Source organism: Pseudomonas sp. H1_D04, from assembly GCF_054683855.1.
Genome location: NZ_CP162826.1, coordinates 4,271,696 through 4,292,591, shown reverse-complemented (window position 1 = coordinate 4,292,591; position 20,896 = coordinate 4,271,696). Strand labels below are relative to the sequence as shown.

Genomic DNA, 20,896 nt, shown 5'->3' with positions numbered 1-20,896 from the left:
AAAGAGGCGCGACGTACAGGGCGGTCAAGCCAATGTAATGTCGTGTAAAGATCGCGCGCTGTGCAGGTTGACCTCCACCGTCAGTCCCCCGGCCGGCTCGTTGCGCGCCACAATGTTGCCGCCATGCATTTGCACTGCCCTGGCCGCAATGGCCAAGCCCAGGCCAAAGCCCACGCTGGCGTCCCCTGCACCGCGCTCGAACGGGTTAAAAATGCTACGCAGCCGGCGGTTTTCGACACCCGGCCCCTGGTCGGTGATGTGCACGCAGAGGCGGTTCCCATCGCTGCTGATCCGGGCCGACACCTGCACCGTGGTGCCAGGCCGTGTGTAGCGCACAGCGTTGCGGATCACGTTTTCGAAGCAGCGGTACAGTAATTCGCCGCTGACACAGGCAATAAATGGCGGGCATGCCCCAAGGTGCACGCGGCAGCCTTTGATGCCGGCTTCGAATTGCGCATTCTCGACAATCATCCCCAGCAACTCGACGATGTCCACGGCGTCACGCTCAATGCTTTCGGGGCGCCCCTGCAGACGAGCCAGGGTGAGCAGCGCCTCGATCAGCGTGTCCATGCGCTCGGATTCGCGCTCGATGCGTTCGAGCATTTCCACGCGCGCCACATCCTGGCGCAACAACCCGATGGCGGCCTGTATGCGCGTGAGGGGTGAACGCAGCTCATGGGAGATATCGTGCAATAAGTGCTGCTGGGCCTCCACCAGCACTTTCAGTTGGTTGGCCATGCGGTCGCAGTCTTCGGCCAGGTCGACGATTTCATCTCGGCGCTTGCCCATGGCGGGCTTGACCCGGGTTTCAAAACGCCCTTGGGCCGCGTCGCTCATGGCCCGCTTAAGATGAGCCAGGGGCCAGGCCAGGTAATACGCCATATAACCGCTGAACAACGCACTCATCAGCGTACCGATAATCAGCGGGATCTGGCGCCAGGGCCTGCCGTGATCGTCGGGGGCATGGGTGGACTTGACCGACAGCGACAGCCCTTCCTTACTGATGATTGATCGCTCATAGACCGGGTTCAGCACCGTTGAACCGGCCACCAGGTGGCCCGCGCTGTCATACACCCCAATGGCCTCGTCCGAGGGATGCTCCCACACGTTAAGCAGTTGGGTGGCCGCTTCGACACCAAATTGCTCCAGCAGTCTTTCTTCGCTGGTAAGAATGGCTTCCACGTGCGGATCACCCGCGCGAAAACTGCCCAATTCAATCACGCCGACCCCCGCCAGGAACGTCAGGCTGGTGGCCAACCAGAAGGCCAGGAACAGCTTCCAGAACAGCAGGCTGGGCTTGGTCATTCGGCAATCAACAGGTAGCCGAGGCCGCGCACGCTTTGAATCCACGCCTTGGCATCCGCGCGTGGCCCGAGTTTTTGCCGAATGCTGCTGATGTGCACGTCGATACGCCGGTCGTAGCGGGTCAACGGGCAACCCAAGGCGTTCAACGACAGGTCCTTTTTACTCACCACCTGCCCGGCACTGCGGGCGAGCTCTTCGAGCAGGCTGAACTCGGTGCTGGTCACGCCCAGCTCAACCCCTTTCCATATTGCCTGGCGCTTGCCCGGCCACAACACCAGTGAGCCGGTCTTGATCATCTCCGAAGTCGGCTGGCCGGCTGGCTGCACCCTGCGCATGATGGCGCGCAGGCGAGCGACCAGCTCACCGGGGGAGCTGGGCTTGGGTACATAATCATCGGCACCTAGTTCCAGGCCGGTGATGCGGTCGATGTTGTCGCCACGGGCGGTGAGCAAGACCACCGGCACCTGGCTGACGGCGCGAATGCGCCGGAGCACCTCGATCCCCGAGCGCTGGGGCAGCATGACGTCCAGCACCACAATGCTGTAGCGCCCCGACAACGCCTCTGCTTCACCCTCCTCGCCCGTGTGCACGGCGGTCGCAGCAAATCCTTCGCGCGCCAGGTATTGGCTCAGCATTCCAGTGAGTTCCTGGTCATCGTCGACTAACAGTACGGAGATCATCGCGAGCTCGTCAGTGGGTGGTCGCGCATTATTGGCCCTGGCACGTTTTTGCAGGCCAACCTTTACCTAACTTGACATTCGGTTAACCGCACCAAACGCCGCACGCTCTTAAGCTGCCTGTTCACCCGTCCGGCTGCGCCGGCGCTGTATTCTGGAAAAGATCTTGATGAATTTTTCGCGCCTGCTCTGCTCGGTTGCGCTGCTGCTCAATGCCTCACTGGTGCTCGCCCAGGGTTTCAAAATCTCGGATATCCGAATCAACGGCCTGCAAAGGGTCTCTGCTGGCAGTGTGTTCGGGGCATTGCCGCTGAACGTAGGCGATGAAGCGGATGACCGGCGCCTGGTGGACTCGACCCGCGCGCTGTTCAAGACCGGGTTCTTCCAGGACATTCAACTTAGCCGCGAAGGCGACGTGCTGATTATTAATGTAGTTGAGCGGCCTTCGGTTGCCAGTATCGAGTTCGAGGGTAACAAGGCAATCTCCACCGAAGACCTGATGAAAGGCATGAAGCAGTCCGGCCTGGCTGAGGGCGAGATTTTCCAGCGAGCCACGCTGGAAGGCGTGCGCAACGAATTGCAGCGCCAATATGTTGCCCAGGGCCGCTACTCGGCCTCGGTCGACACTGAGATCGTGCCCCAACCGCGCAATCGCGTGGGTGTGAAGATCAAGATTGATGAAGGCGAAGTGGCGTCGATCCAGCACATCAATGTGGTGGGCAATACAGCATTCCCGGATGAAGCACTGATCGACCAGTTCACGCTCAAGACCAGCAACTGGCTGTCATTTTTCAAGAACGACGATAAATACGCTCGGGAAAAACTCTCCGGCGACCTCGAACGGCTGCGCTCCTACTACCTGGACCGTGGGTATATCAACATGGATATCGCCTCGACCCAAGTCTCCATGACCCCGGACAAAAAACACGTGTATATCACCGTGAACACCCAGGAAGGCCAGAAATACAGGGTCCGTTCGGTGAAGCTGAGTGGTGAGCTGAAGGTGCCTGAGGATCAGGTCAATTCGCTGCTGCTGGTAAAAAAGGGCCAGGTGTTTTCGCGCAAGTTGATGACCACCACTTCGGAGCTGATCACCCGTCGCCTGGGAAACGAGGGCTATACGTTCGCCAACGTCAACGGCGTTCCGCAGGTGCATGAGGAAGATCATACGGTTGACGTTACCTTCAGCGTCGACCCCGGCAAGCGGGCTTACGTCAATCGGATCAACTTCCGTGGCAACACCAAGACAGACGATAAGGTGCTGCGCCGTGAGATGCGCCAGATGGAAGGTGGCTGGGCGTCAACCTACTTAATCGACCAATCCAAAGTGCGCCTTGACCGTCTGGGCTTCTTCAAGGAAGTGAACGTGGAAACGCCGGCGGTGGCCGGTGTGGATGACCAACTGGACGTGAACTACGCCGTGGAAGAACAGGCGTCTGGATCGATTACCGCCAGTGTCGGCTTTGCCCAAAGTTCGGGCCTGATCCTCGGCGGCTCGATCAGCCAGAGCAACTTCCTGGGCACCGGTAATTACGCCAGCCTGGGGCTGACCCGCTCGTCGTACCAGAGCAAATACAACATCGGTTTTACCGACCCCTATTTCACTCCCGACGGCGTGAGCCTGGGCTACAACGCGTTCTACAGCAAGACTGACTACAACGACTACTACGATGATGGCGTTTCCTATTACGCAATCAATAGCTTTGGCCTTGGTACAACCCTGGGCTACCCGATCAACGAAACCTCTCGCCTGAGTTTTGGCCTCACGGCGCAACACGACAGCATTGAACCGGGCACCTACAGCGCAGACGAGATCTACGACTTCGTCGACCGCGAAGGCAAGGAGTTCACCAACTTCAAGGCCAACCTGGGCTGGTCGGAGTCGACGCTGAATAAGGGTGTACTGGCCACCCGCGGACACTCACAGAACCTCAACGTGATGGTGACAGTGCCCGGCAGCGACCTGAGCTTCTACAAGATCGACTACTCGGGGCAGACCTTCCTGCCTATCACCAACAGCACGTCGCTGCGCTTCCATACCAAGCTTGGCTACGGCGGCGGCTATGGCTCGACCGATAGCCTGCCCTTCTACGAAACCTACACGGCAGGCGGCGAAGGTAGTGTGCGTGGTTTTGAAAGTGGCACCCTCGGCCCACGCAACACCCCGGCCACCGGCGCCTACTCCAGCGCCGGCCAGGCGTACTACACCGACCGCGACACCGAGGCTTTGGGCGGCAATATCCTGATAACCGGCGGGGCGGAATACCTGTTCCCGGTGCCGTTTATCAAAGACAACAAATCCGTACGGACCTCAGTGTTCTGGGATGTAGGCACGGTGTATTCGGACAAGTGCTACCTCAGCACCACCCAGGGCTGTGGCAGCGTGGATTTGAGCCAGATGGCCAGCTCGGTAGGCGTGGGCGTGACGTGGTACAGCCCTTTGGGGCCGCTGAGTGTGAACTTGGCGTATCCGATTCGAACGCCGGATAATGCAGATAAGCAGGTGTTCCAGTTCTCCATGGGGCAAACGTTTTGATACGTGCGCGTTAGGCCTGATTGAGCTTCTCCTTCGCCGAGATGGATGCGCCGGATATGGGAAATTTTTCCAGCCCAGCAAAATCACCGCGCCTGCGCTGCTACCCTGGGCTGATTAAACAAAAGGGGCGCGACGACGAATGGAATCATGGAAGGCAGCAATCATCGCAGGGCTGGCGTTATTTTCCACTCAATCGATGGCAGGAGAGATCAAGAAACCCGGCGACCGCGCCATGTTCTGGACGACATCGGGGCCCACCTTCTTCAGCTCCTTCGCCAGTGATGTGACAAGTCATCCCAGCAAATATTTCGGCGCCGCCAAGGCCGATGCACTGGCGTTTATCGGTTCAGAGGGCGAGATCCGCGGCGCCCAGTTTGAGCAGGCGTCCAGGTACTATCACTCGACCTACAGCCCACCTTTCATGCCTGATATGCAATTAGCACAGGTTATCGCCACAACGTACTGAGGGAAGCTCTCGGTATAACGCTGTGAGTTAGCAGCGGATTTGGCACCGACCAGGACCTTGCAAGAGATTCCGAGCTGACCGCTAGAAGCCGCGGCCGACGGATCTTTCGAGGGTTCAGCGGCACTCAATCGGTGCCAACTACCTGCAAAATGGTTTGTCACCAAAACAGCAAGAAGTCGGGTGAATTTGCGGTCTGTTTGGCACTGCGGTTTGGGCCCAAAAACGTCGAATTTGGAGGTATGAGGCAGGCTCTCGAACGCGATTGTTTGATTCCAAATCGGCCCCTGGGCCTTGTGATCAAAGGGTCTTCAGGAGGCCCAAAGCCCGTCAGCAATCAATTCGAATAGATGCGCCCTCCCCCCGCTCTGTTCCGTTTCCCTAGCGCACAATCGGAAGTCCGGCTTTCGCTGCTTCCGTTTGTCTTCAAAGGCACGGCCCGCGTGACGTACAGCCGGTTTCGCGGATGTTGGATGGTGACCTTTAAGAACGAAGAATCGGAACTGAGCTTCCAGGGTTTAGCGCCGCGGAGCCGGTGAGGAAAAACGCCCTAATCGCCCGGAAACAGGGCTTTTGGCAAGGCTATCTGACATGCGAAAAAGCTGAGAAAGGAAGAGAAATATCAGACAGGATTGGTGCCAAAGGCAGCGCGAAAAAGGGCCAAAAGCGGCGTGAACTCACACAACAGGGGTTTCCTTCATAGGTTCATGGTCGAGGATTGATGTTGTTCAAAGCATGTGCCCTGCCCAGATTTCGCGACCTACTAGATCGGCAGCAATCTCGATGAACGCATCCCCAACAAATTTTGCAGCCGGGCTGACTCGCCTGTCCGCGGGAAATACCTGGACCAATTTACGCATGGGAATAGGGTCGACCAAAGGTGCAGCACTGAGCACTCCCGATTCAATCTGCGTATAAATCGATGCCAGTGGCAAAGCTGTCAAACCGAAGCCATTACGAACCAGGTCAATCATCGCGCCGAAGGAGTCAGCTTCAACGCTGGTTTTGAGCTTGATGCCGACTTCTCGCGCACAATTATCCAGAATCACGCGAAGACTGTGGCGGGCGCTTGGCAACACCAACTGCTGCTCGGCCAAAGACTCGAATGACACCGGCACATCCAGGCGCAGCTTGGCACTGGCAGGTCCGACCAGCAGCAAGTTTTCCATCATTACCGGCACGATACGCAGCGTATGCAGGGGTTGGGGATCGTAAGAAATCGCCAGTTCCAATTCGCCACGCTGAACCCAATCCAGCAGATAACCGCTGAAGGCCGAGGAAAATCTGACGGCAAGATTCGGATGCGCGTCTTTGATTTTGCGCACTAAAGGAACGGTGACGATTTCCGCTACCGTCGGCGTCGTACCGATGACGACCGTTCCCCGAAAAGAGGTCTTTCCGCCCACCACCGAACTTCGAATGGATTCCATTTCCTCCATGATTCGAGTGGCATGCGCCAGCACCTCGCGACCAGCATCGGTAATCTCCATGCCTCGTCCATGTCGATCAAACAGGTAGGTGCCGAGTTCTTTTTCCAGCATTCGAATTTGTCGGCTGAGTGCCGGTTGTGCGATGTGAAGCCGGTCTGAGGCCTTGCTGAGACTGCCTAGCTCGGCCACGTGAATCAAGGTTTTGAGTTGAACGACATCCATTACCAGGCCAGTCAAAGTCGGGCTCGGCGCGAAATGCGTCGAAAGTAGTCTGAGTGTAAACGCATTAGCGTTTCCTGGAATGCCACAGGGCCCACGTCGCATGGGGCCTAATGGCTTTCTAGCCGGCTGTATCCCCCAGCCCGTAGGGGCTGCAAGACAAGCTATAGAATTTCGGTATATCAGTTAGACCTGGCTGACGGCTTATTACCCTCGTCACTCTGCGGTAGCGTGCAATCAACGTCGACGCCAAGAGCGATCGACTGACTACAAGAATAAGATTCGAGGGCTTGCCGCCATGATTTACTACCTTTCTCGTTACCTGACCGACCCGCCTTATACAGTCAGCGAACAGCTGACCTCTCATATACACCCCCCCGCTTCATGTGCCTTGGTCGTCGAAGGGTCACAGCACTTGCGTTAAGCACATCAACCCATCGAGCTAGCAACGTCGGACACGCATCAGCGTGGGCCTCGTATCGTCTCGCCTTGAAACAAGGGTGAACAGAATGTCTGCATCAACCAGCGACTCAACACGCCACACTGAAAAGTCCGATCAGATGAAAAGTCCGAATCGTGTCAGAGCGATCATGGGTGCCTGCTCGGGCAATCTGGTGGAGTGGTACGACTTTTTCATTTACGCCTATACCGCCATCTATTTTGCGAGCTCGTTTTTCCCCAAAGGCGACACCACCAGTCAGTTGCTCGCAACCGCCGGCGTCTTCGCCGTCGGCTTTTTCATGCGGCCGCTCGGCGGTTGGATTTTTGGCTGGATTGCTGATACCCGCGGCCGCAAGGTATCGATGATTATCTCGGTGTTCATGATGTGCGCCGGTTCCTTGTTGATTGCCGTCACGCCGACCTATGAAACCATCGGTGTGGCGGCGCCAGTTTTGCTTGTCGTTGCCAGGCTGATTCAGGGGCTGTCAGTGGGCGCGGAGTACGGCACCGGCGCCACCTACATCAGTGAAATCGCGACACCTGGACGCCGTTGTTTCTATGGATCATTCCAGTACTTCACCATCATCGCAGGCCAACTCCTCGCCCTGATGACCGTGGTCATACTTCAACAAACCCTTACCGGCGAGGAATTGCGGGAATGGGGCTGGAGAATTCCTTTTTTCATCGGCGCCTTTAGTTCTATCGTAGTCGTGTATTTGCGTCGCGCGATGCATGAAACCGCCACAAAAAAAGAAATGAACCGCAAAGATGCCGGCTCGCTACGTGGCATGTTCAAACACAAACGCGCAGTGGCACTGGTGGTCGCGTTTACCATTGGCGGTTCACTTTACTTCTACACCTTCACCACCTACATGCAGAAATTTCTGGTGATCTCTGCGGGGTTTAGTCCGGAAACGGTGAGTTTCATCATGACGGCCGCCCTGGTCGGTTTCATGTTTTGTCAGCCACTCTTTGGTCTGCTCGCTGACCGAATCGGAATCAAGGTCCATATGTTGTTGTTTTCCGGGTTGGCCATGCTACTGGTGATCCCCCTGCTCTATTCACTGCAATCAGTCAGCAGTCCATTTACAGCGTTCCTGCTGGTATTTGGCGGCCTGGCAATCGCGTCGCTCTACACCCCGATTGCCGGTATCGTCAAAGCTGAACTGTTCCCGCCAGCGGTACGTGCATTGGGTGTGGGCTTTCCTTATGCCGTCGGCAACGCGGCGTTCGGTGGCACCGCCGAATACGTCGCCTTGTCGCTTCGGTCGCAGGGTATTGAGGAGTATTTCTTCTTCTACGTCGCGGCCGTAGTAACCATCACGTTCATCGCAGCGATGCTAATGCCCAACCTGTCCCGCTATGGTTACATCAGCGGCTCGGGTGAGATCGAAGAACGCACCGGACTTAGGGGCTGCATCAAATCGCAGGCTGCAAGGATCTGAGGCACTGACGATTACCGTGGTTTTTTGAAAGGGCCCATGGGCCCTTTTAAAATCATTGGATAGCGAATACCTATGCTACTTGTGATGAATGCGCTTGATGAACCTTGGTTACCTTCCCCGGTTTGGCCATGCCTGCAATCCAGATCAAGATCCTTGAACTGACTTGAGTCAAAGACGGGCCTCTTGATACCGGCCGAGTACTGCACACCGACAAAGATGTCGCGCATGCGCTGCTCGACGACGCGGATGTGGCAGTGGTGCATGGAAGCGCTTTTGGCCTTGGCCCTTACATTCGCATTGTCTACGCTATGGATGACGCTTCATTGCGTAGGGGTCGCGAAGCGATTCCGTACGTTCTGCACCTCTCTGCGTCAATCATTTCCCTTCCCATAATGCGTGGCTATCGCCGTTGCCCAAGAGGCCACGCATTCCCCCCCTGCTATACAAAATGGGCATATCTCAAAGACAAAAACGGTAGTCGTCCTTCTCCTCCATCCCTCCCAGAATGGGTGAAAACACAAAAGCAGCACTGCTTGGGAGATTGGCATGTCAACAGAAGCTGAACACACCGTGGGACAGGATTGGCAAGAGGACGTGTTCCGCGTGCTCAAGGCCCACGACGTCAAACACGTGGTCTTCGTACCGGATGCAGGCCACTCGGCGGCGATCCGTATGTCGTATGCAGACCCGGACATCAAGGCTGTTGTCCTCACCACCGAGGAAGAAGGCATCGGCTATCTCGCCGGCGCATGGCTTGGCGGCGAACGCGGTGCCCTCCTGATGCAGTCCAGCGGAGTCGGTAACTGCATCAACACTCTGGCACTTCAAGTCTGTGCCGGCTTCCCGCTGTTGATGGTGGTCACCATGCGCGGCGACTGGGCCGAATTCAACGCGTGGCAGAACCCGATGGGCCAGGCCACAGAAGCCTCCCTGAACCTGATGAAAGTGATGACCTGGCGCGCGGACGTCCCGGAAGACGTCGCCCCGCTGCTGCACGGTGCCGCGACCATGGCCTTCAACGGTGATTCGTCCACTGCCCTGCTGCTCGGCCAGCGCCTGATTGGAGAAAAGAAATGGGTCAAGTAAGCGCAAACCACACTCTGTGCCGCCGCGAAGTGGTCAAGGCCTTACTGGCCGACCGCAAAGACGTGCTGGTCGTGACGGGGCTGGGCTCTGCGTCCTATGACGTGATGGCAGCCGGTGACAACGATCTGAATTATTACCTCTGGGCCGCCATGGGCAGCGCAATCACTGTGGGCCTGGGCCTGGCGAATGCGCAGCCAAACAAATCGGTGGTGGTGGTCACCGGTGACGGCGAGTTGCTCATGGGGTTCGGCGCACTGGCCACGGTGGCACTGCAGAAGCCTGCCAACCTGACCATCGCGGTGCTGGATAACGGTCACTTTGGTGAAACCGGCATGCAAGTCAGCCACGCCGGTTTTGGTATTTCCCTGAATCAGGTCGCAAAGACTTGCGGCTTCAGCTGGACCGATGAAATCCGTGACATGGAAGGCGTACATAACTTGCGCGAGCGCTTTGCAACTCGCGATGGCGTCAAGCTTGCGACGATCAAAATCAAGGCGGAAAACCCGCCACGGGTGCTGCCACCACGTGATGGTCACTACATCAAGAATCGCTTTCGTGCCGCCCTGGGTTTCAACCCGATCTGATTGCCTTTTGCCCGGTCCCGGTCACGCAGGGCAGGTGCTGTGCGTGACGCGTGGAGGAGAATAATAATGACTGATCACAACTCTGAAGAACTCAATGCCATCCGCGAGGGCGTACGCGCTCTGTGCGCTGAATTCGATGCGGCTTACTGGCGCAAAATCGACGAAGAAAAAGGCTTTCCGGAAACCTTCGTCAAGGCACTGACCGACGCAGGTTGGCTGGCAGCGATGATCCCTGTCGAATATGGTGGCTCCGGCCTCGGGTTGGCTGAGGCCTCGGTAATCCTGGAAGAAGTGAACCGCTGCGGCGGTAATTCCGGCACCGTGCACGGCCAGATGTACAACATGTTCACCCTGCTACGACACGGCAGCGAGGCGCAGAAAAGCTACTACCTGCCGAAACTGGCCAGCGGCGAATTGCGCCTGCAATCGATGGGCGTCACTGAACCCACCACTGGCACCGACACCACCAAGATCAAGACCACAGCGATCAAACGCGGTGACAAGTACGTGATCAACGGACAGAAGGTGTGGATCTCGCGGGTCCAGCACTCCGACCTGATGATCTTGCTGGCGCGTACCACGCCGTTGGCCGACGTGAAGAAAAAATCCGAGGGCATGTCGATCTTCCTCGTCGATCTACGGGAGGCCATCGGCAACGGCATGACCGTGCAGCCGATCGCCAACATGGTCAATCACGAAACCAACGAACTGTTCTTCGACAACCTGGAAATTCCTGCCGATAGCCTCATCGGCGAGGAAGGCAAAGGTTTCCGCTACATCCTGGACGGACTGAACGCCGAGCGCACACTGATCGCAGCCGAATGCATTGGTGACGGCCGCTGGTTTATCGAAAAAGCCAGCGCCTATGCGCGTGATCGCGTCGTGTTCGGACGCCCTATCGGGCAGAACCAGGGCGTTCAGTTCCCCATCGCTGAAGCACACATTGAAATCGAAGCGGCTGACCTGATGCGCTGGCGTGCTTGCGAGGAATACGACAGCGGTATCAACGCCGGGGCCAGTGCCAATATGGCCAAGTACCTGGCGGCGAAAGCCTCTTGGGAAGCCGCCAATGCGTGCTTGCAGACTCACGGCGGTTTTGGCTTTGCCTGCGAGTACGACGTCGAGCGCAAATTCCGTGAAACCCGTCTGTATCAGGTGGCGCCCATCTCCACCAACCTGATCCTGTCGTACGTTGCCGAACACCTGCTTGAACTGCCGCGCTCCTTTTAAAGGATCAGCGTAAAACCCAGCGCGTCGGCTCGAACAGGCGCGACTGGGGAGCCATGACAAAAGAGATAATAATCATGAGCCAATCCAAAGGCGTCCGTCCGCTCGATGGCATTACCGTCGTCAGCCTTGAACATGCCATTGCAGCTCCCTTCTGCACCCGACAATTGGCCGATCTTGGCGCGCGCGTGATCAAGGTCGAACGCCCAGGCACGGGTGACTTCGCCAGAGGGTACGACCAACGCGTCAACGGTCTCGCCTCGCACTTTGTCTGGACCAATCGTTCGAAAGAAAGCCTGACCCTCGATCTGAAACAAGATTCGGCCACCGAGGTGCTGGACAGCTTGCTGGCCACTGCCGATGTCCTGGTGCAGAACCTGGCGCCGGGTGCCGCAGCACGAATGGGACTTTCATTTGAGGCTTTGCATCAGCGGTTTCCGCGCCTGATCGTTTGTGACATTTCAGGCTACGGCGCAGGCGGCCCGTATGAAAAGAAAAAAGCCTATGACCTGTTGATCCAAAGCGAAGGCGGTTTCCTGTCGGTCACCGGCGGACCAGGTGAGGAAGAAATGGCCAAGGCAGGTTGCTCGATTGCTGACATCGCGGCCGGCATGTACGCCTACACCGGAATTCTGTCTGCCTTGCTGTTGCGTGGACGCACTGGCGAAGGTAGCCACCTTGATGTGTCCATGCTGGAAAGCCTGGTCGAGTGGATGAACTACCCGATGTACTACGCCTACGACGGCTCTCCCCTCCCCCTCGCGCCGGCGCCGCGCACGCCACGATTTACCCCTATGGCCCCTTCCCTATCGGTGACGGCACCACAGTCATGCTGGGGTTGCAGAACGAACGAGAGTGGCGGCTGTTTTGCGACAAGGTACTGCTTACTCCTGAACTGGCGAAAGACGAACGCTTCTCTGCCAACTTCAAGCGCGTCGAAAACCGCCAAGCGCTGCGGGCACTCATCGTTGAATCGTTCTCCACACTCAATTTCGATGCCGTGTTTGATCGGTTGGAGCATGCGCAAATTGCTAATGCTCGGGTCAATGACATGCAAGGTGTTTGGGACCATCCGCAACTTCAGGCGCGTGATCGCTGGCGGGAAGTCGAAACCTCCGCCGGTAGCGTCCCGAGCTTGATACCTCCCGGCAGCAACAGCGCGTTCGAGCCACGTATGGATGCCGTACCGGGTCTCGGTCAGCACACCGAACAGGTGCTCAGGGAACTGGGGCTGGATACAGACCGTATTGAACTAATGCGCGCAGCCGGGGCGATTTAGCCTTCATCTGAAAACAAAAAACCCGCCTGCAACGATCAAAGTTTTTCGAGAGAACACTGCCCAATGAAAATACTGGTAGCTGTGAAACGAGTGGTCGACTACAACGTCAAGGTCCGCGTCAAGGCGGACAATTCCGGCGTAGACCTCGCCAACGTCAAGATGTCGATGAACCCGTTCTGCGAGATCGCAGTGGAAGAAGCCGTACGCCTGAAAGAGAAAGGTGTTGCAACTGAAATCGTCGTCGTCTCCATCGGCCCGACCACCGCTCAAGAGCAACTGCGCACCGCGCTGGCTCTGGGTGCCGATCGCGCCATCCTCGTCGAATCCGCCGAAGATCTGACTTCCCTGGCTATTGCCAAACTGTTGAAAGCTGTTGTCGACAAGGAACAGCCACAGCTGGTGATCCTTGGCAAACAAGCCATCGACAGCGACAACAACCAGACTGGCCAGATGCTCGCTGCATTGAGCGGCTACGGTCAGGGCACGTTCGCTTCGAAAGTCGAAATCAGCGGCGGCAGCGTTGCTGTCACCCGCGAAATCGACGGCGGCGCACAGACGGTTTCCCTGAAACTGCCAGCCATCGTCACCACCGACCTGCGTTTGAACGAGCCGCGCTACGCGTCCCTGCCAAACATCATGAAAGCCAAGAAGAAGCCTCTCGAAGTGCTGACTCCGGACGCTTTGGGCGTTTCCACCGCCTCCACCAACAAGACCGTAAAAGTCGAAGCGCCTGCTGCACGCAGCACGGGTATCAAGGTCAAGTCGGTGGCGGAACTGGTCGAGAAACTGAAAAACGAAGCGAAGGTACTTTGAGTTAGGAGCCTGAAATGACTATCTTGGTTATTGCTGAACACGACAATAAAGTGCTGGCTCCGGCCACGCTGAACACCGTGGCTGCTGCTGCAAGAATCGGCGGTGACATCCACGTTCTGGTTGCAGGCCAGGACGCTGGCGCCGTGGCTGAAGCCGCTGCGAAAATCGCTGGCGTGAGCAAAGTCCTGAACGCTGACAATGCCGCTTACGCGCATCAGCTGCCGGAAAACGTTGCTTCGCTGGTAGCCGAGCTGGGCGCTGGTTACAGCCACATCCTGGCTGCCGCCACTTCCAACGGCAAAAACATCCTGCCGCGCGTTGCCGCCCAGCTGGACGTTGACCAGATTTCCGAGATCATCTCGGTCGAAAGCACAGACACTTTCAAGCGTCCGATCTACGCCGGTAACGCCATCGCTACCGTGCAATCGACCGCTGCGATCAAGGTGATAACTGTGCGTGCCACCGGTTTCGACCCGGTTGCTGCTGAAGGTGGTTCGGCTGCCGTTGAAGCCGTCTCCGCTGCCCACGACGCTGGCATCTCCAGCTTTGTTGGCGAAGAACTGGCCAAGTCCGATCGTCCGGAACTGACCGCTGCCAAGATCGTCGTTTCCGGCGGCCGCGGCATGCAGAACGGCGACAATTTCAAACACCTGTACGCCCTGGCCGACAAGCTGGGCGCTGCCGTGGGTGCTTCGCGCGCCGCGGTCGACGCCGGTTTTGTTCCGAACGACATGCAGGTCGGTCAGACCGGCAAGATCGTTGCTCCACAGCTGTACATCGCCGTCGGTATCTCCGGCGCGATCCAGCACCTGGCCGGCATGAAAGACTCCAAAGTGATCGTTGCGATCAACAAGGACGAGGAAGCGCCGATCTTCCAGGTGGCCGATTACGGCTTGGTGGCGGATCTTTTTGAAGCGATTCCAGAAATGGCCACCCTGGCCTGATCACTGACCAATTGGAGCAAAGAATATGAGCATCAGTTCCGATTTTTCCGCCTGGATTGGACGACGTCAGGAAAGCCAGGACCGGATCAGTTTCACTCTGGTCAGACGCATTGCCGCGACATTGGGCGAGTCGGCACCACAACCTGGTGAGCCGCTGCCGCCCCTGTGGCACTGGGCATTTTTTCAGGAGCCGGTGGGTGCCAGCGAACTGGGGCCGGACGGCCATCCAGCGCTTGGGGGATTTTGCCGCCGGCCCATAACCGCAATCGCATGTGGGCGGGAAGCCGAATTGAGTTTTTCCAGCCATTAAAAGTGGATGCTGAAGTGACCTGTGTATCGACCATCCTCAACGTCGAGGAGAAGCACGGTCGCACGGGTTCCTTATTGTTCGTCACAGTACGCCATGAGTTTTTCCAGGACGGCAAACGCGCGCTTCAAGACGATCAGGACATTGTTTACCGTGAACCTTCCCCGCCCAAACTGAACGGTACAGAAAAGCTACCTGAAGGCCAATGGCAGGAACGGATAGAGCCCACTCCAACCCTGCTGTTTCGTTATTCCGCAGTGACCTTCAATGGTCATCGTATTCACTATGACTGGCCGTATGTGACAGAGAACGAAGGTTATCCGGGGCTGGTGGTACATGGTCCATTGATCGCCACGTTGAGTTTGCGTGCCTTTACCAAAGCGCATCCAACTGCGCGCCTGGAGCGTTTCGCATTCCGCGGAGTACGACCTCTGATTTCGCCTAAGCCTTTCGAGGTGGGCGGACGTCTAATCGAAAACGGCAAGGCACAGGTCTGGGCTGGCAATCAGGACGGCACAGCACAGATTGGAGAGATCGAGTTCAGCAATGGAGCAACGCCATGAGCGAATCAATTGTTCGCTCCGCCCTGTTTGTGCCGGCCACTCGACCAGAGCGCATCTCAAAAGCTATTGCCACCGGAGCGGATCGAGTCATCGTTGACTTGGAAGATGCCGTGCAAGAAAACCTCAAGGAGCAGGCGAGGGATAATCTCGACGCGTTCCTGAGCGAAGCCCCGGATGCACGGATTCTGGTCCGAGTGAATGCCCCGGATCACTGGGCGCATGTTGCGGATCTGGATCTTTGCCGACGCCACGCCGGCGTTATCGGAATTCTGCTGCCCAAAACAGAAAGCGCGAAACAGGTCACCACAGCTGCCGGTACCGAAAAACCGATTTGGCCAATCATCGAGAGCGCGAAGGGCTTGTCAGCACTCAACGAAATTGCCGGCACTCAAGGCGTTGAGCGGTTGTCGTTCGGTAGTCTGGATCTGGGTCTGGACCTGAACCTGTCTACTGGCAGCCCTGCCGCTGAAGAAATCCTTAGCCATGCGCGCTACGCCGTTTTGCTTGCAACCCGGGTTGCCGCGCTCGCTCCAGCGTTGGATGGGGTATTTCCGTCGATCCAGGACACCGCTGGGCTGCTACGTGCTGTTCATTTTGCACGCGACATGGGCTTTGGTGGCGCGATGTGTATCCATCCAACCCAAGTCGCGATCATTCATCAGGCGCTGAAACCAAGCCAGGAAGAATTGCACTGGGCGCAACGCATTATCGAAGCCGCTCGTTCAGGTGAAGGCGTTTTCGTGCTGGATGGGCAAATGGTCGATGCGCCGGTCATTGGTCGCGCACAATCCATTTTGGCTCGCGCGATCTGATTCAAAACCGGCGCTGTTGCTTAAAAGCTATGCATCCATTCCCATCCTAAAGGACGGTGTCATGACTAACGTTTCCGGCCTTAGACCCGTGGCATCGATCATCACTGCGCGGGACGCCGCACATGCTCTGGAACTGGCCAATGACAGTGAATTCGGGCTCGCCTCGACCATCTACACGAGCAATGTCGAACTTGCCCAGAAGCTGGCCGGCGAACTGAAAACCGGAGGCGTATTCATCAATGGCTATTGCGCAACCGATCCACGCGTCACTTTCGGCGGCGTAAAGAAAAGCGGTTTTGGCCGTGAACTGTCGCATTTCGGTGTGCGCGAACTCTGTAATGCACAGACCGTCCGGCTGGACCGTCACTAACAACAAGTGAGTCGCCAAGCCCCGCGAGACCTCTCGCTTCACCCCAATGAGGAGCTTTTGATGCGTGCCTTCCCTGCAATCCTGGGCGTTACCCTGACTGTGACCTTAAGTAGTACTGCCCTCATGGCTGCCGAACCCACCGGCACGCTTAAGAAAATCAAGACCTCGGGGACCATCACCCTGGGTCACCGAGACTCGTCCATTCCGTTCTCTTATATTGCCGACGGATCCGGTCAGCCGGTGGGCTACTCCCATGACATTCAATTAAAGATTGTCGAGGCTATCAAGCAAGAACTCGGTATGCCCAAGCTGAACGTACGGTACAACCTGGTGACATCACAGACGCGTATCCCACTGGTGCAAAACGGCACTGTGGACCTGGAGTGCGGCTCCACAACCAATACCGCCGAGAGAGCTCGGCAGGTCGACTTCTCGGTCGGCATTTTTGAAGCCAGCACCCGCCTGTTGGTCAGGAAGGATTCGGTTTACAAGGACTTTCAAGATCTCAACGGCAAGAACGTAGTGACTACTGCTGGCAGCACTGCCGAGCGGATGCTCAAGGTCATGAATGCTGAGAAAAAGATGAACATGAACGTAATCTCTGCCAAAGACATTGGCGAGTCTTACCAAATGCTCGAGTCCGGCCGCGCCATTGCGTTTATGCAGGACGACGCATTGCTGGCGGGCGAGATGGCCAAGGCGAAGAAACCGGAAGATTGGGTGGTGACTGGCACTCCGCAATCCAACGAAATCTATGGTTGCACAATGCGGCGGGGTGATCCGGATCTCAAAAAAGTCGTGGATGACTCGATCAAGTCACTTTTTGTCTCGGGTGAAATCAACGCCATCTACGATAAATGGTTTACTCAGCCCATCCCTCCCAAAGGCTTGAATCTCAAATTCCCCATGAGCGCAGAGCTCAAAACAATCATCGCCCAACCCAACGACCAACCGGCGCCGGAAAAGGCTCTTTAACGGCCGTCGCGTCGTTGAGTGCGAAGACGGTCATCGAATGACGGCAGCCGACTGCAAGGCTGCTGCCCGATCGTCTCTATGAGAGCGCATCGAGCTATCAACGACCGAGCTCAGATAGTGCGTTTGCTTTCATGGACATCTCGAGGTGCATGCCACGCCAAGTAGAAGACACCCGTGCGTCCGCAGAACAAGCCGACCGTAAACCCTGATGCGGCACCAGCAAGGGCGAGCATTCCCACAGTGGCCGAGAATTCTGGATGTACGGCAGCTTGATAACCGATGAAGTATTTCACGGCAAAAAAGAGAAGCGAGATACCAAGAACTTTCCATGTCCCAGGAACGATCAGGTGCTTGCCCTCCTCGTCCAAAGTCAGTCCGCGTCGAGGAAATAGTGCAAATGCGACTAAGCCACCTAAAAGCATTCCCGTGACCCAACTGCCCACGGTCAACTCAACGCGGTCCGCGTAGCTGAGAGAAAGGAGTGACCAGACCACCAAAACAACCGGTGTGATGATCAGCGACCGCTGACTTTCACGACTGGTTTTCCTGGCACTCAAACCGTAGTAGCAGACCAAGAGAAATGCGCCGTAAACCCACAGTGGCGTGCCTTCCAGAGCATCGAGCATTGTTCAGCTTCCTTGCCAAAGTTTATTGCCGGATGCTGGCACAGCCTCAGATACGTTGCCACTTATTTGAAATAAGACGAGCCCCCTCAAGAAGCGATATTCCGGCCCCTTCCCCACCTCTAATACGTCAGCACTCCTCCCCCGCGCCCATCGGCAACCAGCGGGAGGCATGAGTGTTGACGAATACAAGTGAACAACCCGCCACCTTGGAGGCGACCATGAACGCAGCATTGAAGATTTGCCAAGAGCGTTTCGACGCTAAGTTGCCTCCAGAGGTCAGCGACGCGAATCCGGAACAGGAGTGGCTTGAACATTCTGCGGAACAGTTGGTGTGCGGCATGGACATCAAGTGGAAGCGTCGCCACGGCCAACCGCAGGTGGTGACGTTTGATCGGTATTGCACTTACCTGCAGGGCATCCTGAATCAGCGCCAGATCGACGGCCTGGACGAGCGTGATTCGTTCGCTCGACTGTTCCTTTGCTCGATCCTTGGCAGTCAGGCGGATTCACGCGGGCACGCTGCAAAACTGATGGGCGAACAGCGTCCCATCGAAGCCGCGGAAAGAATCGCCATGGATTTGCTCAGGCCCTACGCCTTTGACGCGGTTGCAGCAGAACGGGAAGAGCTCGAAGACGACGTGGATGGCAACCTATGAGCGCTCACATCCTTATCGACGACGCGCTCGAAATCCTCAAGCACGCTGCAAGCACTCAGGAAGAGGCGGTAATTGTTCAGCGGATGATCACTCAGTTCCTCGTTGATCAGTCGCTAACCCTCAAAGAATTCGACCACTACTGCGCACGCCTCGCCCTACTTGGTGCACCGTAAACCAGATCGGCTGAAACAGAAGCAAGCGCAGACAAAGGACCACTGGACGAAGGTTGAGGAGCGGTATTTGACGCGAGCATTCAAGGAGGCCAGGGAGGCTGCGAACTGCTATGCGGGATGGAAGGAAGAGGAAATGCCGGGCTTTCACGAAGTGCGAGCGCTGTCGCTGCACCTGTACAAGAAAGCCGGAAAGGATGAGCAAAAGATCGCTGGCCATGCGAGCGAGGGCATGACCAAAAACTACCAGCGGGACCATGAGGAAATCATCTGGTCAGAGGCGATTCCGGACCTGAATATGTGAGTTAGCAGCGGATTTGGCACCGACCAGGACCTTGCAAGAGATTCCGAGCTGACCGCTAGAAGCCGCGGCCGACGGATCTTTCGAGGGTTCAGCGGCACTCAATCGGTGCCAACTACCTGCAAAATGGTTTGTCACCAAAACCGCAAGAAGTCGGGTGAATTTGCGGTCTGTTTGGCACTGCGGCTTGGGCCCAAAAACGTCGAATTTGGAGGTATGAAGCAGGCTCTCGGACGCGATGGTTTGATTCCAAATCGGCCCCTGGGCCTTGTGATCAAAGGGCTCGGCCGGCGACTAGAGACCTTCCGCAGACCTGGCGATTGCCCAACCACCCTCCCCGCCTCCCCGCGCTCTGTTCCGTTTCCCTAGCGCACAATCGGAAGTCCGGCCTAAAGGTGCTTCCGTTTGTCTTCAAAGGCACGGCCCGCGCGACGTACAGCCGGTTTCGCTGATTTGGGATGGTGACCTTTAAGAACGAAGAATCGGAACTGAGCTACCAGGGTTTAGCGCCGCGGAGCGGGTGAGGAAAAACGCCCTAATTGCCCGGAAACAGGGCGTTTGGCAAGGCTATCTGACATGCGAAAAAGCTGAGAAAGGAAGAGAAATATCAGACAGGATTGGTGCCAAAGGCAGCGCGAAAAAGGGCCAAAAGCGGCGTGAACTCACAAGATCGCAGGCCATGCGAGCGAGAGAATGACCAAGAACTACCAGCGGAACCATGAGGAAATCATCTGGTCAGAGGCGATTCCGGACCTGAATATCAGCGAAATCACTGGGTAGTTTTGCGCCAGTTTTGCGCAGGCACAAAAAAGCCGATCTATCTGATCGGCTCAAGTGTCTGATATTACTCAGGAATAATGGTCGGGACGGAGTGATTCGAACACTCGACCCCTAGCACCCCATGCTAGTGCGCTACCGGACTGCGCTACGCCCCGACTAGGCGTTTTACTGGGTTCGCTTCTGAACGAAGCGATCAGGAATATACCGCAAGCTTTTGAAATGTGGAAGTATTTTAAAAGCCTGTATTACTTCTTCAAAACCACCAGCACATCTTCTAGTTCGGAGATCATCTGGCGAATCATTTGCTTGTATTGGGTAGTATCGTCTTTGGCCTCATCACCGGACATGCGCTGGCGAGCGCCGCTGATGGTGAACCCCTGGTCGTACAGCAACGCGCGGATCTGTCGGATCATCAGCACATCCTGGCGCTGATAATACCGACGGTTCCCTGTGCGTTTGACGGGGTTAAGTTGAGGAAACTCCTGCTCCCAGTAGCGCAACACATGCGGTTTTACCGCACAGAGCTCGCTGACTTCACCAATGGTGAAGTAGCGTTTGCCTGGGATGACGGGTAGCTCGTCGTTATGACTTGGTTCCAGCATAAGCCTCAACTCGGGCCTTCAACTTCTGCCCTGGACGAAAGGTGACCACACGGCGAGCCGTGATCGGGATTTCTTCTCCCGTTTTTGGATTGCGGCCAGGCCGCTGGCGTTTGTCACGCAGGTCAAAGTTGCCGAAACCGGACAACTTGACCTGTTCGTTGTCTTCCAGAGCGTGTCTGATTTCTTCAAAAAACAGCTCGACCAATTCCTTGGCCTCGCGCTTGTTCAGACCCAACTCTTCGTACAGACGTTCCGCCATCTCAGCTTTCGTCAAAGCCCCCATAC

At 56.7% G+C, this 20,896-nt stretch carries 18 protein-coding genes, 1 tRNA gene and 6 pseudogenes; 18 read left to right on the top strand and 7 right to left on the bottom strand.

Going from position 1 to position 20,896, the window contains the following annotated elements; genetic code table 11:
* Positions 1-24: 24 nt before the first annotated feature.
* Entirely contained in the window at positions 25-1,305 is a 1,281-nt protein-coding gene (locus tag AB4N82_RS19990; RefSeq protein WP_122764680.1) for a HAMP domain-containing sensor histidine kinase, read from the bottom strand.
* Entirely contained in the window at positions 1,302-1,985 is a 684-nt protein-coding gene (locus AB4N82_RS19985; protein ID WP_095185595.1) for a response regulator transcription factor, read from the bottom strand. Before AB4N82_RS19985 ends, AB4N82_RS19990 begins: the two co-directional genes overlap by 4 nt.
* Before the next feature lie 166 nt (positions 1,986-2,151).
* On the opposite strand from AB4N82_RS19985, the gene bamA reads away from it, so the two are divergent.
* Both bamA and AB4N82_RS19975 read left to right on the top strand, forming a co-directional pair.
* A complete protein-coding gene (gene bamA / locus AB4N82_RS19980; protein WP_460102712.1) occupies positions 2,152-4,518 on the top strand; it encodes an outer membrane protein assembly factor BamA in 2,367 nt (788 codons plus the stop codon).
* A 139-nt stretch (positions 4,519-4,657) separates the two neighbouring features.
* Positions 4,658-4,984, top strand: coding sequence for a DUF2388 domain-containing protein (locus tag AB4N82_RS19975; protein WP_099602685.1), 327 nt, complete (start codon positions 4,658-4,660; stop codon positions 4,982-4,984).
* A gap of 725 nt (positions 4,985-5,709) precedes the next feature.
* Here the strand turns inward: AB4N82_RS19975 and AB4N82_RS19970 are convergent.
* Positions 5,710-6,633, bottom strand: a complete 924-nt coding sequence (locus AB4N82_RS19970; RefSeq protein ID WP_095185592.1) for a LysR family transcriptional regulator — start codon at positions 6,631-6,633, stop codon at positions 5,710-5,712.
* A gap of 506 nt (positions 6,634-7,139) precedes the next feature.
* Here AB4N82_RS19970 and AB4N82_RS19965 point away from each other — a divergent pair.
* The 12 genes and pseudogenes from AB4N82_RS19965 to AB4N82_RS19910 all read left to right on the top strand — a co-directional run bounded on the left by AB4N82_RS19965 (position 7,140) and on the right by AB4N82_RS19910 (position 17,476).
* A complete protein-coding gene (locus tag AB4N82_RS19965; RefSeq protein ID WP_095185591.1) occupies positions 7,140-8,516 on the top strand; it encodes an MFS family transporter in 1,377 nt (458 codons plus the stop codon).
* Between the two features lie 191 nt (positions 8,517-8,707).
* A pseudogene (locus AB4N82_RS19960) lies at positions 8,708-8,909 on the top strand (aminotransferase class I/II-fold pyridoxal phosphate-dependent enzyme); the annotation flags it as partial.
* A gap of 153 nt (positions 8,910-9,062) precedes the next feature.
* Positions 9,063-9,602: a thiamine pyrophosphate-binding protein gene (locus tag AB4N82_RS19955; RefSeq protein WP_003442221.1), complete on the top strand. Its 540-nt coding sequence runs from the start codon at positions 9,063-9,065 to the stop codon at positions 9,600-9,602.
* Positions 9,590-10,186 (top strand): thiamine pyrophosphate-dependent enzyme, encoded by a 597-nt coding sequence (locus AB4N82_RS19950; RefSeq protein ID WP_032886955.1) that lies wholly within the window; start codon positions 9,590-9,592, stop codon positions 10,184-10,186. Before AB4N82_RS19955 ends, AB4N82_RS19950 begins: the two co-directional genes overlap by 13 nt.
* Before the next feature lie 66 nt (positions 10,187-10,252).
* Positions 10,253-11,416: an acyl-CoA dehydrogenase family protein gene (locus tag AB4N82_RS19945; RefSeq protein ID WP_095185589.1), complete on the top strand. Its 1,164-nt coding sequence runs from the start codon at positions 10,253-10,255 to the stop codon at positions 11,414-11,416.
* A gap of 74 nt (positions 11,417-11,490) precedes the next feature.
* Positions 11,491-12,692, top strand: a pseudogene (locus tag AB4N82_RS19940) (CaiB/BaiF CoA transferase family protein).
* 63 nt (positions 12,693-12,755) lie between these two features.
* Positions 12,756-13,505 (top strand): electron transfer flavoprotein subunit beta/FixA family protein, encoded by a 750-nt coding sequence (locus AB4N82_RS19935; protein WP_122764677.1) that lies wholly within the window; start codon positions 12,756-12,758, stop codon positions 13,503-13,505.
* Positions 13,506-13,519: 14 nt separating this feature from the next.
* On the top strand, positions 13,520-14,449 hold the full coding sequence (locus AB4N82_RS19930) for an electron transfer flavoprotein subunit alpha/FixB family protein (protein WP_099602684.1): 930 nt from the start codon (positions 13,520-13,522) through the stop codon (positions 14,447-14,449).
* 25 nt (positions 14,450-14,474) lie between these two features.
* Positions 14,475-15,319: pseudogene (locus AB4N82_RS19925) on the top strand (HTD2 family dehydratase).
* Entirely contained in the window at positions 15,316-16,131 is an 816-nt protein-coding gene (locus AB4N82_RS19920; protein ID WP_122752889.1) for an HpcH/HpaI aldolase/citrate lyase family protein, read from the top strand. Before AB4N82_RS19925 ends, AB4N82_RS19920 begins: the two are co-directional and overlap by 4 nt.
* An 85-nt stretch (positions 16,132-16,216) precedes the next feature.
* Positions 16,217-16,501: pseudogene (locus AB4N82_RS19915) on the top strand (aldehyde dehydrogenase family protein); the annotation flags it as partial.
* Between the two features lie 60 nt (positions 16,502-16,561).
* Positions 16,562-17,476, top strand: a complete 915-nt coding sequence (locus AB4N82_RS19910; protein ID WP_032886969.1) for a transporter substrate-binding domain-containing protein — start codon at positions 16,562-16,564, stop codon at positions 17,474-17,476.
* Between the two features lie 110 nt (positions 17,477-17,586).
* On the opposite strand, the gene AB4N82_RS19905 is transcribed toward AB4N82_RS19910, so the two are convergent.
* Positions 17,587-18,102 (bottom strand): hypothetical protein, encoded by a 516-nt coding sequence (locus AB4N82_RS19905; RefSeq protein ID WP_122764676.1) that lies wholly within the window; start codon positions 18,100-18,102, stop codon positions 17,587-17,589.
* A gap of 218 nt (positions 18,103-18,320) precedes the next feature.
* Here AB4N82_RS19905 and AB4N82_RS19900 point away from each other — a divergent pair, with 218 nt between their 5' ends.
* The 4 genes and pseudogenes from AB4N82_RS19900 to AB4N82_RS19885 form a co-directional block, all read left to right on the top strand.
* Entirely contained in the window at positions 18,321-18,758 is a 438-nt protein-coding gene (locus tag AB4N82_RS19900) for a hypothetical protein (protein ID WP_122764675.1), read from the top strand.
* A complete protein-coding gene (locus AB4N82_RS19895; RefSeq protein ID WP_095185582.1) occupies positions 18,755-18,931 on the top strand; it encodes a hypothetical protein in 177 nt (58 codons plus the stop codon). The genes AB4N82_RS19900 and AB4N82_RS19895 overlap by 4 nt, the downstream gene beginning before the upstream one ends.
* Positions 18,906-19,232: pseudogene (locus AB4N82_RS19890) on the top strand (site-specific integrase); the annotation flags it as partial. The gene AB4N82_RS19895 and the pseudogene AB4N82_RS19890, both read left to right, overlap by 26 nt.
* A 663-nt stretch (positions 19,233-19,895) precedes the next feature.
* A pseudogene (locus tag AB4N82_RS19885) lies at positions 19,896-20,009 on the top strand (integrase); the annotation flags it as partial.
* A 78-nt stretch (positions 20,010-20,087) separates the two neighbouring features.
* On the opposite strand, the gene AB4N82_RS19880 reads toward AB4N82_RS19885, so the two are convergent.
* The 3 genes from AB4N82_RS19880 to ihfA form a co-directional block, all read right to left on the bottom strand.
* Positions 20,088-20,164, bottom strand: a tRNA-Pro gene (locus tag AB4N82_RS19880).
* Between the two features lie 90 nt (positions 20,165-20,254).
* Positions 20,255-20,611, bottom strand: a complete 357-nt coding sequence (locus AB4N82_RS19875) for a MerR family transcriptional regulator (RefSeq protein WP_003219935.1) — start codon at positions 20,609-20,611, stop codon at positions 20,255-20,257.
* Complete coding sequence (gene ihfA / locus AB4N82_RS19870) at positions 20,592-20,894, bottom strand: integration host factor subunit alpha (RefSeq protein ID WP_002553164.1); 303 nt, start codon at positions 20,892-20,894, stop codon at positions 20,592-20,594. The genes AB4N82_RS19875 and ihfA overlap by 20 nt, the downstream gene beginning before the upstream one ends.
* Positions 20,895-20,896 lie beyond the last annotated feature (2 nt).